Below are 15,528 nucleotides of genomic sequence, written 5' to 3'. Positions count from 1 at the left end.
AACACGGCTACAACGATAACTGCTAAAATAGCTTTAATTACTTCTACCTTTTTATTATATTTATTATTAGAGAAATACATCTTATGTTTCAATTGCATCCTAAGCTTGCTAGTGATAGTTTTTTGGTTGGTGATTTTCCTTTATCCACCTGCCGTTTGATCAATGATTGCCAGTTTCCTTGGCTGATATTGGTGCCGCGAGTGACTGGAATAACCGAGCTATATGAGCTCTCAGAAGCCGATCAAAACCAGTTTTTACGCGAGTCAAGTTGGTTGTCGAGTCAACTGGCCAAGACTTTTCAAGCCGAAAAGATGAATGTTGCCGCTTTAGGTAATCAAGTACCGCAGCTGCATTTTCATCATATTGTGCGTTATCAAAACGATATTAAATGGCCAAATCCAGTATGGGGCACGCCTGCTATTCCTTATACGCAAGAAGTACTAGCGCAAATGCAGCAGCCGCTAATGATGGCACTACGTGGACATCATCAAATGCCGTTTGATTGGCAAATGTAGTCAAGCCATAATGTTATAAACACGTCTTAGTACTTTCTAAATAACCTTATGGTGATATAAGCGAGTTTTAGCTTATGTCACTATTCACCATAAAGCGTTTCACATTTGTCTGTTATTCATTAATTAGAGAAGGTTGACTAAAGGATTTAGTCAATTTGTAGGCTTAGAGCTGTTTTTGTAGGTCGTAATCGTCATTGATGTAACACCTTAAAAGTGGTTTGAGCTATTTGGTCTCAGCGAAATGTTAGTGCTTATTATAAGCCAACATAAGTAGCTGTGACTTCACTCTACATTAAGGATAACAGATGACAACTTCTTGTACTGCGCCGCCCATCCCAAAACCAATCTGCGAAATGAAGACAGCTTCTTAGCGGTGCAGCGCTATGAGAACGGTCAATGGATTGACTATTTAAGCGATAGCGACTCTGAGACCACTTATACTTGGCAGCGTCAAGGTGCGGCATACAGTAAGGCGATTATCGATTGGCGCATAGCAGATGATACGCCAGCTGGCACTTATCGCTTGACTCATTACGGAGATTGGAAGAGTGGCTGGACACACAAAATCAAGCCGTACTCAGGCACTTCTAATAGGGCGTGTTGAACATTCACAAATGCGCACTGCTGATCGCTAAAATAGTTCTAGTCTAAGTGAAAATTGCAGATAATGCTTATTGCATTGGCTAGATTTTCGCAACGACTAGGGCGATTTTAGCATCAGCCCTCACGACAACAACAGGGACAGGACTATTTTTTGCCGCTTTATTGATAAAAATAGACGCTTAGAACGACTAAACTTACCATTTTTATCTGCAAATCGCCTAAAAAATAGTCTCTGTCAGTGCCATGGTCGAATGTTCAACACGCCCTAGCTTTACGGTGCAGTAAATAGAGTGAGGTTTAAGCCGCTTTGGACTCTATAAAAGACCAGTATAAATATCTAATTATTTGCATATATTAAATACGGGTTAGCGAATATTATCTAATATTTTCAAGGCCTTGGCGGCATTTAACTGACAAGCGGTATTTTTTTGGGTATCAATGCCGTAGGCTTAGCAGGCTTGAAGCACTATAATAGAGTTATCTATTTATCACATTTCAATAATCATACTGTTTCGGTTATCCAAACATTATGATTAACCCTTCTGCTGTAAGATTATTTTACGGTGACTTAATAAAGCGAATAACAGCATGTCAATATCAGAGATGTTAAAACCGAAATTTTCACTAAAAACCGGTGAAGGTTTTAATTTTAACTATCCTGAGGTTTATGTCTTGCTGCTAAGTGTGGCTCTTCTCGCTTTATATTATGAGTTCAGTCCCACAGCGATGGCCCTTTTTGTCATCATCTCTTTGCCTAGTCTGATGATTCTTGTATACAACTATCGCCGGCCAGCAAATTTTTGGACTTCAAATGCGGTTGTTGTTTTATTAGGGACAGTCATTGGTACGATGCAATTTTGCGTAGTAATCGCTTTGAGTTTAGCCGTGCTGATTGCCGTGCGCATCATTATTAGCGAAGCAGAGAACCGCGCTAAGCTTTTGATGGCAGCGATCATAACTATGGTGATATTTTATTATGTTAGTATCACTTTAAGTGGCTCTAAAATAGATTGTGATAAAGGCTTCGTACCGCTTACTATTCTGTTTGCAAGCTTGTTAGTTGTGCTCGGTCACTTTTGGTTTTTTTATAATAAGTACATTGAGCACAGCCGCACAGCCGCGCAGTCTAAAGGCAGACTCAGCACTATGGTGTCAGTGATTAGTAAGCTGACCCGCTTTGTACCGCAGCAGATATGGCAACCTATTGTTAAATCAAATAGTGAGGTTAAAGTCGCTAATAAGCGTGCGAAGCTGTCCATTATGTTCTCAGATATTGTCGGCTTTACAGAGCTGTCCGATAGTTTGAGCGCTGACAATTTAGCCGATATTTTAAATACTTATATGGAGGTAATGACCGATATCGCTAATAAACATGGCGCAGTGTTAGATAAGTTTATCGGCGATGGTATGGTTTGCTTCTTTGGTGAGCCCAATAGTCGCGGAGTGCGTCAAGACGCGCTAGATTGTGTGGCGATGGCGATAGATATGCGCCGCGAGATGCGCTCGCTGAGACAAAAGTGGCGATTGATGGGGTTTGATGGTCTATACGTGCGCATTGGCATTACTACCGGCTACTGCCATGTTGGTAACTTTGGCAGTAGTAGCCGATTGAACTATACTATTATCGGTAGAGAAGCCAATCGTGCAGCGCGTCTCGAGCAAGCCGCGGGCAACGATGAGATTTTGATCAGCCAAGCGACTTATGACTACATTTGCCATGATTATCAGTGTAAATATGCAATTAGCTATAAGTTAAAAGGCTTTGATGATGTTATTCGTGCTTGGCAGGTTCTTGATCCCGATGCCGATAAGGATGAGTCGTCTAAATGGGTCGATCATACTTTGCCGGGTTTCAATCTGCATCTTAACTTCAAAGATATGAAAAACTATGATTATCAAGAAATTAGAAATCGTCTCAACTTTGCGCTAGAGCGTATCGAAAAAGAAGAGAATAATCAAATGTCAGGTCGATAAAAACAGCATCTAATTTCTTATAGCTTTGTTTTTATAACTTGTTTGTATGTCTTTATAATAAAAAAATCCAGCGACTCTAAATAGAATCGCTGGATTTTTTCTTTCCAATTTAAAAAAAGCTCATTGTTGAGCTCATAGATTGAGCTTAATGGTTTTCTTTGGCATGGTTCAGAGTATATTTTGGTATCTCGATAGTTAAGTCATCCTCTTCGACAACAACTTGGCAAGAGAGACGAGAGTCAGGCTCAAGCCCCCAAGCACGATCTAATAAATCGGCTTCGATATCGTCCATCTCATCTAGACCGTTAAAGCCTTTACGCACGACGACGTGACAGGTAGTGCAGGCTTTTGACATCTCACAGGCGTGCTCAATTTTAATGCCTTTTTCGAGTAGCGCTTTACATAAGTTACTACCAGTCTCAAGCTCAACTTCAGTACCTTCAGGACAAATCTCGTGATGGGGGAGTACAGTAATCTTTGGCATAAATAATCTATCCGCGATTTATTAATTAAAAATGTAGGGGTTAATAGCGTTTAAAGTCTATGTGGGAAGCGCGCTCTTTATGAGCTACCAGTCTTTTGCACTAGTGCCGGCCATGCTGGTTTTGACGCTTTGGTTCATGATGCTAGCTGCAAAAGCATCGCTCAAAGGTTTAAGCTTAGCTTGCTGGGCCTCGATATTGGCTAGATCATCATGAGCGAGCGCTTCTTGTAAGGCTTGCATTTGCGTGGTTAATGCTTGTTTGGCTTCTGCTGTGAGTAAACTGTCGAATTCGCCAAGCGCTGATTGTAGCGCTAACAGCTCACGCTCCGCTTCGACTTTTGTTTCAATCAGAGAGCGAGCATTCTTATCTTCTTCGGCATGTTTAAAACCTGCTACTAACAGCTGCTCTTTTTGCTCATCAGATAAGCCATAAGAAGGTGTGATTTCGATCTGGCTTTCCGTACCTGTACTGGTTTCTTGCGCGCTCACAGTTAGCTGCCCGTTCGCATCGATACTAAAAGTCACCTCAATACGCGCAAACCCGGCCTTCATCGGCGGGATACCGTACAGCTCAAAGCGTCCCAATGAGCGGCAGTTTTCAACCGTTTCGCGCTCACCTTGGACCACATGGACTACTAGACCGGTTTGCCCATCTTGATAAGTGGTAAAGGTTTGACGTTTTTTGACGGGAATAGGTGTATTACGCGGGATGAGCACTTCAACTAAGCCACCCATGGTCTCAAGCCCAAGTGATAACGGGGTAACGTCAAGTAAGAGTAGGTTATTATCACTATTACCGTTGATAAGCTGATGCGCTGTTTGCGCCGCACCTAAAGCGACTACTTCATCAGGATTAAGACGAGATAACGGCTGCTTACCAAAAAACTCAGCTACGGTATTTTGGATAGTTGGCATACGCGTAGAGCCGCCAACCAAAACGACCTCATCTAAGTCTGTCACTGATAGTTGGGCATCGCGTAGTACTTGCTCGCAGACCGCTAAGGTACGGCGGCTAACGGGCTGTGCAATAGTAAGCAAATCCTCATGAGTTAATACCCCTTGGAAAGTTTGCTCATTGATAGCGATATCGACATCTACTTGTTGGCTGTCGGTGAGCGCCTGCTTATAGGTTTTAGCCTGCTGAGCTAAGATAGATTTGTCATGGCGACTGACCTCAGCAGGATCTATGCTAAGCTGCTTGATCAGCCAATTGACCAATAAGCGGTCAATATCATCGCCGCCTAACGCGCTGTTACCGCCTGTAGCGAGCACTTCAAACACGCCATCGGTCAGCTTTAAGATAGACACATCAAAAGTACCCCCACCCAAATCATAAATGAGGTAGTAGCTTTCAGTATCGTCTTGATTAGGCTTGTCGAGACCATACGCAACTGCAGCGGCAGTAGGCTCGTTAAGCAGTCTTAATACATTAATACCGGCGGCTTGAGCAGCGTCTTTAGTCGCTTGACGCTGCGCCTCATCGAAATAGGCCGGTACGGTAATGACAGCGCCTTCAACGCTATCTGCCGGCAGGGCATCGCTTGCGCGCTCATTTAGGGCGGCTAGTATGCGCGCGGATACTTCTACTGGCGAGACATCCCCCTGCGCGGTCATAAATGCCGGCATAGCGTTTTCGCTACCACTGAGCTCATAAGGATGTGAGAATTTAATGTCTGCTTGACTACGGCCCATAAAGCGCTTGGCGGAGATGATGGTATTTTTAGGATCATCTGCAAGGTGGGCTAGTGCTTCAGAGCCGACTACAGGTGCCCCAGTAGCAGGATAGTAAACAACAGAAGGGAGTAGCGTATCAGCATGATGTTTCGCTGGCAGTACTTGCGCCTTGCCTGAACGGACGACTGCTGCTAATGAGCGCGTGGTTCCTAGATCAATACCAAGGCCAAAACGATGCTGGTGAGGCTGGGCACTTTGATTGGGTTCAGCAATTTGCAATAAAGACATAAGACAGCTCAAAAAATAAAAGTGAAAAATGAGAGGGTAATAAAAAAGCGGCTATTAGAATCTGTTGTTATATATTTTCTAAGACAAAGCTAAGTCAGGCAGATTATACGTGATTACCGCTGATATCGTAACTCTAGCAATCGCTCCGACAGTATAAAAGCTACTGATGATATAAAGGGTAAAGACCGCTCATCGTCATAAGGCCATTAATAACCACATAAAGATTCAGTTTGTAAGCTTAGACATACAGATCATCATCGTCTGCTTGTTCTGCATTAGCAAGCTCATCGAGCGCTATAGTGATATCAGCATTGAGCTTGACTAAGAATTTTAGCTTTTGGGTCGCATCGATGGCCGTTTGCCATTGCTCCTGCTGATACGCCTCTTTGAATCGCGTTGACTGCTTTTCTAAGCGGCTAGTAATCTGTGGATGTAACTGCTGTAGGCTCGAGCGCGCTTTATCTTCAATAGCAGTTTCTAAATCAATGCGCAACTGCATGGCATCATCAAGGAACTCTAAATCGGCAATGGAATGCTCCAAAGTCTGTGCTTGCCCAGCCATATCTAATAGATAGGCGGCTCGGCTATCTGGATGACTCAAAGTTTGATAGGCTTGATTGATAACGGCTGATGCTTGCCCAGACTGCTGCAGATGATCACTAGTATTACTTTTTGCTATATTGTCAGGATGATAGCGTTTTTGTAGCAAACGCAGGCGCTGATCTAGAGCCTGCTGAGATAAGTCAAACTGAACAGGCTGCTCAAATAAAGCAAAAAAATTATCGAACTGAGCGTCTGGCTGCGCATGGTTATCTGAAGTCATATTTTGACCTTTAAAAAGTGATACTCATTTATTGTTATATTTAAGGGTTAATCTATCAAAGGTTTGTCTATTTTAAACAAGCGAAACATCATACGGTAAATGATTCACCGCAGCCGCATTCGCCTTTTTGATTAGGATTAGTGAATTTAAAGCCTTCATTTAATCCTTCTTTTTCGTAGTCCATCAGCAGACCATCGAGATATACTAAGCTTTTTGGATCAATAAAAATACTGACACCGCGACTGTCATAACGCGTATCGTTATCGTCGGGAGTATCTACAAACTCCAAAACATAGGCCAAACCTGAGCACCCTGCAGTACGAATACCAACGCGGATACCTTCGCCCTTACCGCGATTATCTAAAAACTCTCGAACATGCTGAGCGGCGCGTTCTGTCATTTCAATCATGCCAACTCCTATTATTTATCAATAACTGAGACTGTAATCACTAAGATTATGATGAGTAAACTCATAAGTAGGGTATAAAATAAAGGTGACAATGGCATAAGCTGTATTGTCACCTCCGTAGCGTATAAAGCTCAGCGCTCTATAGACTTATTATAAAGATAAGACGCCTTCAACTAAACCGCTTAGTGCGCGACTTCTTCTTGCGTATCGCTAGTGCCATGCTTTCCTTTGTAGTCGCTGATAGCGGCTTTGATTGCATCTTCTGCTAAGACTGAGCAATGCACTTTAACGGGTGGCAAAGCAAGCTCTTGAGCGATATCGTTGTTTTTGATCTCACTGGCTTGATCTAAGCTTTTACCTTTTAGCCACTCAGTGACTAGTGAGCTTGAAGCAATAGCAGAGCCGCAGCCATAAGTTTTAAAACGGGCATCTTCAATGATACCGTTATCGCCAACCTGAATCTGTAAGCGCATAACGTCACCACAGGCTGGAGCACCAACCATACCGGTACCTACATTTTCAGCATTTTTATCAAGATTGCCGACATTGCGTGGATTTTCGTAATGATCAATAACTTGGTCACTATAAGCCATGGGTTTTCTCCTGGTTAGACGATGAGTCCTGAAGTATTTTAAGGTTACTACTTCGAGGGCTTATCTGTAATTGGGGTCAAACGTATTAATAGTCTGTAATTTTTATTTACTCGTTGTACTTAGTATTCGCCGTACTTAAACTAGCGACTATCTTAGTGCTCAGCCCATTCAACTGAGTCAAGATCTACGCCGTCTTGATACATATCCCAAAGCGGCGATAGAGCACGTAACTTGTCAACAGCGCTATGCATTTGCGAGAGTACCGTATCGATATCTTCTTCAGTAGTATAGCGGCCAAAGCTAAAACGGATAGAGCTATGCGCTAACTCATCAGAGCGGCCGATAGCGCGCAGTACGTAAGAGGGCTCAAGCGTTGCTGAAGTACAAGCCGAACCTGAAGAGACCGCTAAGTCTTTTAGCGACATCATCAAAGATTCCCCTTCAACGAAGTTGAAGCTAATGTTAACGATGTTAGGTACGCTGTGCTCAAGATCACCATTTAGATAGATCTCTTCAATATCTTGCAAGCCATCCCACAACTTCTGACGAAGATTAGCAACATGAGCATGATCTTCTTCGCGCTTTTCTTCAGCTAAGCTAAAGGCTGCGCCTAGACCAACAATCTGATGCGTTGGCAGCGTACCTGAACGCATACCGCGCTCATGACCACCGCCATGTTGCTCAGCTTTTAGACGTACACGTGGCTTACGGCGAACAAATAAAGCACCGATACCTTTAGGGCCATAAGCTTTATGCCCTGAAAAGCTCATGAGATCGACTTTAGTCGTTTCGACATCAATTTTTATTTTGCCTATGGCTTGAGCGGCATCAACATGGAAGATAACGCCTGCTTCGCGAGTAATCTCACCGATAGCAGTGATATCCGTAATCGTGCCAAGCTCATTATTGACTGCCATTAGTGAGACTAAAATGGTGTCCTCACGTAGTGCGTCTTTGACTTGCTCTGGCAGTATCAGACCTGTGCCTTTTTGCGGCTCAAGATATGTGATCTCAAAACCTTCTTGCTCAAGCTCACGACAAGTATCTAATACGGCTTTGTGCTCGATTTTACTCGTGATAATGTGCTTACCGCGAGAATGGTAGAAGTGCGCTGCGCCTTTAATGGCTAAGTTATCAGACTCAGTTGCCCCTGAGGTAAAGACAATCTCGCGTGGATCAGCGTTAATCACTTCTGCAACTTGTCCGCGCGCTGTCTCTACGGCTTCCTCTGCTTGCCAACCGTAACCATGAGAGCGCGAAGCTGGATTACCAAAGATACCGTCTACCGTTAGATATTCGCTCATTTTTGCAGCAACAGGCTGAGCAACAGGGGTAGTAGCGGCGTAGTCTAAGTATATTAAATTATTATGTTGGCTCATGCTGGGTTTGCCTCGCTAGTCGATAAAGTAATGGTATTGATGTCTTTTGATGAAATCTCTTTAGAAGAGCTGTGCTGGCGTTCTGAAACGGATTGCACATTTTCCATATCTAATAGTTGTGCTAAAGTTATATTTTTCAAGTACTGCTCGATATGATTTGATAAAGCACACCATAAATCATGAGTCAGACACATGGTGCCGCCTTGGCAGTCGCCTCGTCCCTCGCATTGCATTGCATTGACGGACTCATCCACTGCTGAGATGATGCTCATGACATCAATCTCGTCTAGAGGCTTTGATAAATAATAACCTCCAGCAGCACCGCGAATGCTCGTGACTAACCCTCGTTTACGTAACTTAGAGAACAGCTGCTCAAGATAGGAGATCGATATTGATTGCCGCTTAGCGATATCAGATAAAGACACCGCACTATCTTGTTGACTGGTCTGCAGTGCCAAATCTAGCAATGCAGTAACGGCATATCTGCCTCGAGTGGTTAAACGCATGAAAGATCTCCAAACTGATTAGTAGTAAGCTTAAGTAGGTAAAGTGCTGCTTTTAACATTCCAGTATCAGACTGGTGATGTATTCAACATATTGCCCCAACGAATAGCTTGAAACTAACGAGTTAGTCGCTAATAAATAACAAACTCATAGTCAGTAAGTCATACGCTATGGCTATCTCACAACAGATGGTTAATCCTATAAATGTCGCGATATGAGTATTATACTTAATCCTGAGTAATTTAGTCAAGATTAAAGTGTGGTTGACGCGTTAATTAAATTTAAGCCAGTGATTGATAATATTAATTGACAGTAATAGGTGTAAAATCGATAGATTATTGCTATTTTTATACTAAGAACGGCGAGGGGTAAATGAATACTAAAGAGAGAGTCGCTTTTGAATAAAACGCTTTGATTCACAAAGGTTTAGATTTAATAATGCTTTGATCCAGTAATGATTGAAAGGAGAAAAGTAAAAGTAGTAGTACAGCAAGCACCACTACTATTTATCTTTATTATTACAATGAGGGGTTACTATTTATTGCTAACAGCGTATTGCTAACAGCGATGAGCAATAATGAGCAAACAATACAGCCCTCTATTATTGACTGATAAAAAAAGCAATAATAGCGATCAGAGCAATAACTGCAGCTACAACCGCACTTATCATCAGGAGCTTTTGCTTACTTTGCAATTCTTTGAGCGTCGTTTCAAGTTCGCGGTTCTTTATGGTAAGGGTATTGATTTGCGTTTGTTGTTCTGCGATACGTGCTTTGTAGTTATCAGTTTTTTCCTGCTTTTCGGCATCGCTGGGTTTGGTTTTTCCGCTGCCTTTGATTTTTTTGATTAGCCCTTGAATGATGCCGCCTAAACCCACCTGCATAATAAACTGTTTGACCAGTTGTACTTGCACTACTTCTCCGCGCATTTGCAGCTTTTCAGTGCTCTCAATATCGTGAGTTGTGAGCGCATTGATGACCTGCATACTATAAGCATTGATAACGACGTCAGGCTCACTACGATCGGGCGGCATACTTGTATCTAACAGTACCCCTTTATAGCTAAAAGTGGCAAACACTTCGACATGAGGCAAATATAAGCGCAAACACACTAGCGTGTTTTGTTTAGCCAAAGGGTATGCTGCTTTACGTAGCTCAGGATCTAAGCGTAATAATAACGTCATTGCTGATTCAATAAAAACCAAAATGATATTTAGCAGAGAATGAGACAATGTAGAACGCTTCATGTCAATTATCCATTGTTATAAGGTGGAGGGTTATGAGGTAAATGAGTAGAGTCACAATATAGTGAATCAGTAGTAATGCAAATTCTTGCTAAGAGTAGCGTAAAAACGCAGTATGTCAAAATTTAAATGTGTCAATGCGTCTTGGCATTCTTTAGTTAAGCTGCTTAGTCCGTTCAAGTTCAGGAGCGTTGCTGCTATGGGGTTGCTACCATACTGACAAACTTATCATAAAAATAATGCTATCTAGTGTCAGTAACCGAATTGTTGCAATATTGGCAATATTGTTTATGTCAGAGCACCAGCCATTCATAGAATAGGTAATTAAAATAACAAGTTAGAGAGTGAAATAGCAGCTAAGAAATAAAAGCAATAAAAATCTAGGTAAGAAAGTTACTGGTATTTTACGTAATATTGAGTGTCGAATGCGTTGTAGAGTACACAAAAAAATGTAAAATCGCTTGCGCTCCCTATGCTGCCTTGATATAAAGGCCTTAATAAAGCGTAACCACAACCACGTAAGCTTCTAGTTATCGTTATTGCTTAAGCATTATTAGAGCGATACAATAGCGGAAGCTAGCGTTTATTATAGCCCTTAAACTTGAAGGAAATTTTATGAATAAGTCAGAACTCATTGATAGCATCGCAGACAAAAGCGGTTTAAATAAGACTCAAGCTGGTGATGCATTGAACGCTGTTATGGAAAGCGTTGGTGAAGCACTAGAAGCTGGCGAGAGCATCTCACTAGTAGGTTTTGGCACTTTTAGTGTTAAAGATCGCAAAGCACGTACTGGTCGTAACCCTAAGACTGGTGAAGAATTGGCTATCCCAGCTAGTAAAGTACCTAGCTTTAAAGCCGGTAAAAACCTAAAAGAGCGCTTAAACTAAGCCAGACTCTAAGCTGTGAAGTATTCAGTGCGGTTAGTTATGGTTTTAGCTGTCTTAAAACAACATGATAAATAGCACAAAAAAAGCATCTTTAATTGAGGTGCTTTTTTTATGGGTAAAAAAGCTGGTAAAGGCGAAACGAATATTTTGAGTCTATGGCAAAAATCACGTATCATAGGCGCGCAGGTTTTGCTTGCCCAAGCGCTGAGTGAGATAGCAGTCATTCTCCTGTTTCTAACGTTAATAAGCTATAGCGTTGATAAGTTTTGAAGACTTATATATCGACAAGATACTGACCTGTTAACAAGTATTGTATATTATTGATTCTGACCATTGTCAGTCCTATGACGACTGATAGCATTAAAATGGTCCTCCCAACACGGTTTAATAAAGCAGAAATAATTATGGATAAATTGCGCGATTTTTTAAAAACTTGGCCTGGTCGCATTTTATTGATTTTATGCCTAGCGCCATTAGCGTTGTTGGGTGTTGAGAGCTATTTTGGCGGGAATGTCGATCCCAACCAAATCGCTCAGGTAGGAGAGGCAAGTGTTGGACTTAGCGAGTACCAGTCTGCGGTGAACAGCCGCCGTACTGAGCTATTAGATCAGGTCGATGATGCCAGTTTGATCAATGAAGATGTGCTGCATGAGCAAGTGTTAAAAGGCCTTATTGATCGCACTTTACTCGAGCAGCAAGCAGGCAAGCTGGGTATGACTGTATCTGATGACACGATCAATCGCTTATTGTTGCAAGAAGAGATATTCAAAGACGCAGAAGGTAATTTTTCTAATGATCAATTCTCAAACTTCTTGCGTCAGCGCGGAATGACTAAAAACCAGCTATTTGCAGAGTTTCGCAATCAGTTGAGTCTAGATCAGCTCAACGCCAGTATTGTGGGAACAGCCATCTATCCAATGCGCGCTGTCAACCAGCTGATCGACTTGCAGCTTGAGACCCGTAAGGTTTGGTTGCATCGTTTCAACTGGCAGGACTACCAGCAACAAGTACAAATCAGTCAGGCGGATGTAGAGGCGTATTATAATGCCAATAAAGATGAGCTAAAAAGCGACGCTATGGTCGATCTTGCTTATATTCAGCTGTTACCGGCTAACATTGAAGTTAAGCAAGTGACTGAAGATGAGTTAGAACAGCAGTATGAGAGCTATAAGCAACAGCTTGGGGTGAGTGACGAGCGCATGATTAGCCAAATACTTTTGAGCGGCGATGATGCCAAAGCACGCGCTGATAAGGTATTGGCCGAGCTAAATAACGGTGCAGATTTTGCTGCGCTGGCTGAACAGTACTCTGATGACCCTACTGGTGCAAGCGGCGGCGCTATTGGCCGTTTTAATCCTTCGGTATTTGGTAATGATGCTGATAAGGTTGAGGACGCTCTTGAGGGATTAACCGTCGGTGAAGTGAGCCCAGTCGTCAATACGAGCTTTGGTTATCAGATTTTCAAAGTCACTGAAGACAATAGTGATGACGTGCCTACTATGGAGAGTATGCGCGAAGAGCTGACGGCAAAAGCCAAAGAGTATAAGCGCCAGACGATTTATGCTGATAAAGTCACTGCTATTAATGATTTGGCAGCAGACGGCTTTAGTATCGAAGATATCGCTCAACAAGAAAATGTGACGCTTAAGCGGATCAATGACTACCGCAAAGAAAACAATACGTCCGTACTCGCGCAGCCTGCAGTGATCAAACAAGCGTTTGATGATTTTACTATTCAGGATCAAGCGGTAACGACTGGTATTGAAGTCGGTAATGGTATGGTCTGGGCGCAGCCGAGCAACTATCGTCCTACTGAGACTCTAAGCTTAGCCGCAGCGACCCCGATTATCACGCAAACCCTACGCAAACAAAAAGCCAGTGCTTTAGCTCTAGCCGATGCCAAAAAAGTAGCAGCCGCTATTGATACTGTCGATGATATCGCAAAGCAAGCTGTATCCTTTCAAGCATTGGGTGAGATCAATCGTCAAACGCCTTTGTTATCTGATAAAGAGCGTGGCCTTGCGTTTAGTAAGCAAGCACCTATGAATGGAGTAGTGGCGATAGCCAGTCCTACGGAAGTGGGGGCGTCAGTGCTAGTAGGTGACCATATAGAAACACAAGGTGAGTCGCAGCTATCTGCAGCAGAAAAAGTACAAACCGCTGCTATTATCCGTGATAATTTAGGCCAAGATCAGTTGCAGGATTACTTAGACTACCTACGTTTAGTGTATAACGTTGAGATCAATGAAGCGAATATGGCGAACGCTCAGGTTCGCTAAATACAAGGTTAGCCACAAAAAAGCCACCGTCATTACGGTGGCTTTTTGTGTGTACCAGTTGTACTTAATAGTTAAGCAAGCTTATCGATACCGGGTTAATGGCGGAAATGACGCATTCCAGTGAATACCATGGCTATGCCATGCTCATTAGCTGCAGCGATAGTCTCGTCATCACGCATAGAACCACCGGGCTGAATGATAGCAGCAATACCGACTTCAGCAGCATTGTCAATGCCATCACGAAAAGGGAAGAAGGCGTCTGAAGCCATGACAGCGCCTTCAGTGGCAAGGCCTGCATGCTCAGCTTTTATAGCAGCGATACGAGCAGAATTGACACGGCTCATCTGACCTGCACCAACGCCGATAGTACGCTTGTTTTTACCATAAACAATAGCGTTTGATTTGACATATTTAGCGACAGTCCAAGTGAACAGCAAGTCGGCAATTTGAGCCTCTGTCGGTTGTACGTCAGTGACGATCTGTAAGTCATTAGCGCCAATAATGTCCAAGTCTTGCTCTTGCACCAGTAATCCACCGTTAACGCGCTTGTAGTCGAGTTTGCTTTGGCGGTTAGTCGTTACTGGTAGCTCGCCGCAAACCAATACTCGTACGTTTTTCTTCGCGGCCGTTATCTCTAGCACGCCATCTTCGATACTGGGAGCAATGATCACTTCGACAAACTGGTTATCGATGATGTCCTTTGCCGCAGCGACGCTAAGCGCAGTATTAAAAGCGATGATACCGCCAAAAGAGGATTCAGGGTCTGTGCTAAAGGCGGTGCGATAGGCAGCGACTTGATCAGGATCAACGGCAACACCGCAAGGGTTTGCATGTTTGACGATGACGCAAGCAGGCGCGGTAAAGGCTTTTACGCATTCAAGCGCCGCGTCTGTGTCAGCGATATTATTATAGGATAGGGCTTTGCCTTGTAGCTGCTTAGCAGTGGCAATCGACGCTTCTTTTTTATCTAAAGCAGAATTTTCGACGTAGAAGGCGGCCTTTTGATGCGGGTTTTCGCCGTAGCGCAAATCCTGCATTTTATCGAATTGTAGATTGAGCGTACGAGAAAAAGCTTCTGGCTGCTGTGTGTCGTTAACGCGGCTGCCTAAGAAGTTTGCAATCATGCCATCGTACTGAGCCGTATGTTCAAAAGCCTTCACTGCCAAATCGTAGCGTAACGCTGAGGTCAGCGTCGTGCCTTTGTTTAGAGCAGATAGAACGCGCTCGTAATCATTAGGGTCGGTTACGATGCCAACATCAGCATGATTTTTTGCCGCAGCGCGGACCATAGTAGGGCCACCAATATCAATATTTTCAATAGCATCAGTCATAGTCACGTCAGCTTGTGCAATCGTTTCAGCAAACGGATATAGGTTGACGACCACCATATCAATGCGCTCAATAGCATGCTCATTCATGATCGCATCGTCAGTACCTCGGCGGCCTAAGATACCGCCATGGATTTTGGGATGTAGGGTTTTGACGCGGCCGTCCATCATCTCAGCAAAGCCTGTATAGTCAGAGACCTCTGTGACTTCGACATTATTGTCTTGTAGCAAACGATAAGTGCCGCCCGTAGACAATAGGCCAAAACCTGATTTAATTAAGCCTTGAGCGAATTCTACAATACCTGCTTTATTAGATACTGAGAGGAGAGCTAGTGGTTTTGTCATAATAAAATCATTCCATAAAAATCCTGAAAATAAAAGGCATTAAACCGCAAGCATAGGCTGCTAGCGATGGATACCGTATAGGCTCAGGCGAGGGGATATAGGCAAGACAAGCCATAAAAAATCGGCTTAATTATTGCCATGAGTAGGTCGTGATAACTATTATAAAATATGTGGTGCCTGATATGGTTGTTTATGTGAT

15 protein-coding genes are annotated in these 15,528 nt (G+C 43.1%); 6 read left to right on the top strand and 9 right to left on the bottom strand.

Annotation, left to right across the window (positions count from 1 at the left end):
- The first annotated feature begins 83 nt into the window (after nucleotides 1–83).
- The 3 genes from W234_RS0111775 to W234_RS0111765 all read left to right on the top strand — a co-directional run bounded on the left by W234_RS0111775 (nucleotide 84) and on the right by W234_RS0111765 (nucleotide 3,092).
- Nucleotides 84–515 (top strand): HIT domain-containing protein, encoded by a 432-nt coding sequence (locus W234_RS0111775; protein WP_025647036.1) that lies wholly within the window; start codon nucleotides 84–86, stop codon nucleotides 513–515.
- 316 nt (nucleotides 516–831) lie between these two features.
- Nucleotides 832–1,119 (top strand): neutral/alkaline non-lysosomal ceramidase C-terminal domain-containing protein, encoded by a 288-nt coding sequence (locus W234_RS0111770; protein WP_025647035.1) that lies wholly within the window; start codon nucleotides 832–834, stop codon nucleotides 1,117–1,119.
- 587 nt (nucleotides 1,120–1,706) lie between these two features.
- Nucleotides 1,707–3,092, top strand: coding sequence for an adenylate/guanylate cyclase domain-containing protein (locus W234_RS0111765; RefSeq protein ID WP_025647034.1), 1,386 nt, complete (start codon nucleotides 1,707–1,709; stop codon nucleotides 3,090–3,092).
- Nucleotides 3,093–3,237: 145 nt separating this feature from the next.
- On the opposite strand, the gene fdx is transcribed toward W234_RS0111765, so the two are convergent.
- From fdx to W234_RS0111725, 8 genes are all read right to left on the bottom strand, one after another.
- Entirely contained in the window at nucleotides 3,238–3,576 is a 339-nt protein-coding gene (gene fdx, locus W234_RS0111760; protein ID WP_025647033.1) for an ISC system 2Fe-2S type ferredoxin, read from the bottom strand.
- Nucleotides 3,577–3,660: 84 nt separating this feature from the next.
- Entirely contained in the window at nucleotides 3,661–5,538 is a 1,878-nt protein-coding gene (gene hscA, locus W234_RS0111755) for a Fe-S protein assembly chaperone HscA (RefSeq protein ID WP_025647032.1), read from the bottom strand.
- Between the two features lie 238 nt (nucleotides 5,539–5,776).
- Entirely contained in the window at nucleotides 5,777–6,361 is a 585-nt protein-coding gene (gene hscB, locus W234_RS0111750) for a Fe-S protein assembly co-chaperone HscB (RefSeq protein WP_025647031.1), read from the bottom strand.
- An 88-nt stretch (nucleotides 6,362–6,449) separates the two neighbouring features.
- Nucleotides 6,450–6,770 carry an iron-sulfur cluster assembly protein IscA gene (gene iscA / locus W234_RS0111745; RefSeq protein WP_025647030.1) on the bottom strand — a complete coding sequence of 107 codons (321 nt, stop codon included), beginning with the start codon at nucleotides 6,768–6,770 and terminating at the stop codon, nucleotides 6,450–6,452.
- A gap of 182 nt (nucleotides 6,771–6,952) precedes the next feature.
- Nucleotides 6,953–7,363, bottom strand: coding sequence for a Fe-S cluster assembly scaffold IscU (gene iscU, locus W234_RS0111740; protein ID WP_025647029.1), 411 nt, complete (start codon nucleotides 7,361–7,363; stop codon nucleotides 6,953–6,955).
- A 152-nt stretch (nucleotides 7,364–7,515) separates the two neighbouring features.
- Nucleotides 7,516–8,742 (bottom strand): IscS subfamily cysteine desulfurase, encoded by a 1,227-nt coding sequence (locus W234_RS0111735; RefSeq protein ID WP_025647028.1) that lies wholly within the window; start codon nucleotides 8,740–8,742, stop codon nucleotides 7,516–7,518.
- Entirely contained in the window at nucleotides 8,739–9,248 is a 510-nt protein-coding gene (locus tag W234_RS0111730) for an Rrf2 family transcriptional regulator (protein WP_025647027.1), read from the bottom strand. Before W234_RS0111730 ends, W234_RS0111735 begins: the two co-directional genes overlap by 4 nt.
- 599 nt (nucleotides 9,249–9,847) lie before the next feature.
- On the bottom strand, nucleotides 9,848–10,429 hold the full coding sequence (locus tag W234_RS0111725; RefSeq protein ID WP_319802573.1) for a hypothetical protein: 582 nt from the start codon (nucleotides 10,427–10,429) through the stop codon (nucleotides 9,848–9,850).
- A 675-nt stretch (nucleotides 10,430–11,104) separates the two neighbouring features.
- On the opposite strand from W234_RS0111725, the gene W234_RS0111720 reads away from it, so the two are divergent.
- The 3 genes from W234_RS0111720 to W234_RS0111710 all read left to right on the top strand — a co-directional run bounded on the left by W234_RS0111720 (nucleotide 11,105) and on the right by W234_RS0111710 (nucleotide 13,656).
- Complete coding sequence (locus W234_RS0111720) at nucleotides 11,105–11,377, top strand: HU family DNA-binding protein (RefSeq protein ID WP_025647025.1); 273 nt, start codon at nucleotides 11,105–11,107, stop codon at nucleotides 11,375–11,377.
- A 111-nt stretch (nucleotides 11,378–11,488) separates the two neighbouring features.
- Nucleotides 11,489–11,647, top strand: a complete 159-nt coding sequence (locus W234_RS14590) for a hypothetical protein (RefSeq protein ID WP_156923996.1) — start codon at nucleotides 11,489–11,491, stop codon at nucleotides 11,645–11,647.
- A gap of 134 nt (nucleotides 11,648–11,781) precedes the next feature.
- Nucleotides 11,782–13,656: a SurA N-terminal domain-containing protein gene (locus W234_RS0111710; protein WP_025647024.1), complete on the top strand. Its 1,875-nt coding sequence runs from the start codon at nucleotides 11,782–11,784 to the stop codon at nucleotides 13,654–13,656.
- Nucleotides 13,657–13,751: 95 nt separating this feature from the next.
- Here the strand turns inward: W234_RS0111710 and purH are convergent, their stop codons facing one another.
- Nucleotides 13,752–15,329: a bifunctional phosphoribosylaminoimidazolecarboxamide formyltransferase/IMP cyclohydrolase gene (gene purH / locus W234_RS0111705; protein ID WP_025647023.1), complete on the bottom strand. Its 1,578-nt coding sequence runs from the start codon at nucleotides 15,327–15,329 to the stop codon at nucleotides 13,752–13,754.
- Nucleotides 15,330–15,528: the final 199 nt, after the last annotated feature.

Source organism: Psychrobacter sp. TB15 (assembly GCF_000511655.1).
Taxonomy (GTDB): domain Bacteria; phylum Pseudomonadota; class Gammaproteobacteria; order Pseudomonadales; family Moraxellaceae; genus Psychrobacter; species Psychrobacter submarinus.
This window is presented reverse-complemented; position numbering and strand designations above follow the sequence as displayed.

Coding starts and splice junctions, on each gene's coding strand:
- W234_RS14590 (WP_156923996.1), top strand. CDS start 11,489: ATGGGTAAAAAAGCTGGTAAAGGCGAAACGAATATTTTGAGTCTATGG.
- W234_RS0111710 (WP_025647024.1), top strand. CDS start 11,782: ATGGATAAATTGCGCGATTTTTTAAAAACTTGGCCTGGTCGCATTTTA.
- hscA (WP_025647032.1), bottom strand. CDS start 5,538: ATGTCTTTATTGCAAATTGCTGAACCCAATCAAAGTGCCCAGCCTCAC.
- W234_RS0111725 (WP_319802573.1), bottom strand. CDS start 10,429: ATGACGTTATTATTACGCTTAGATCCTGAGCTACGTAAAGCAGCATAC.
- W234_RS0111735 (WP_025647028.1), bottom strand. CDS start 8,742: ATGAGCCAACATAATAATTTAATATACTTAGACTACGCCGCTACTACC.
- purH (WP_025647023.1), bottom strand. CDS start 15,329: ATGACAAAACCACTAGCTCTCCTCTCAGTATCTAATAAAGCAGGTATT.
- fdx (WP_025647033.1), bottom strand. CDS start 3,576: ATGCCAAAGATTACTGTACTCCCCCATCACGAGATTTGTCCTGAAGGT.
- W234_RS0111775 (WP_025647036.1), top strand. CDS start 84: ATGTTTCAATTGCATCCTAAGCTTGCTAGTGATAGTTTTTTGGTTGGT.
- W234_RS0111720 (WP_025647025.1), top strand. CDS start 11,105: ATGAATAAGTCAGAACTCATTGATAGCATCGCAGACAAAAGCGGTTTA.
- W234_RS0111765 (WP_025647034.1), top strand. CDS start 1,707: ATGTCAATATCAGAGATGTTAAAACCGAAATTTTCACTAAAAACCGGT.
- W234_RS0111730 (WP_025647027.1), bottom strand. CDS start 9,248: ATGCGTTTAACCACTCGAGGCAGATATGCCGTTACTGCATTGCTAGAT.
- hscB (WP_025647031.1), bottom strand. CDS start 6,361: ATGACTTCAGATAACCATGCGCAGCCAGACGCTCAGTTCGATAATTTT.
- iscU (WP_025647029.1), bottom strand. CDS start 7,363: ATGGCTTATAGTGACCAAGTTATTGATCATTACGAAAATCCACGCAAT.
- iscA (WP_025647030.1), bottom strand. CDS start 6,770: ATGATTGAAATGACAGAACGCGCCGCTCAGCATGTTCGAGAGTTTTTA.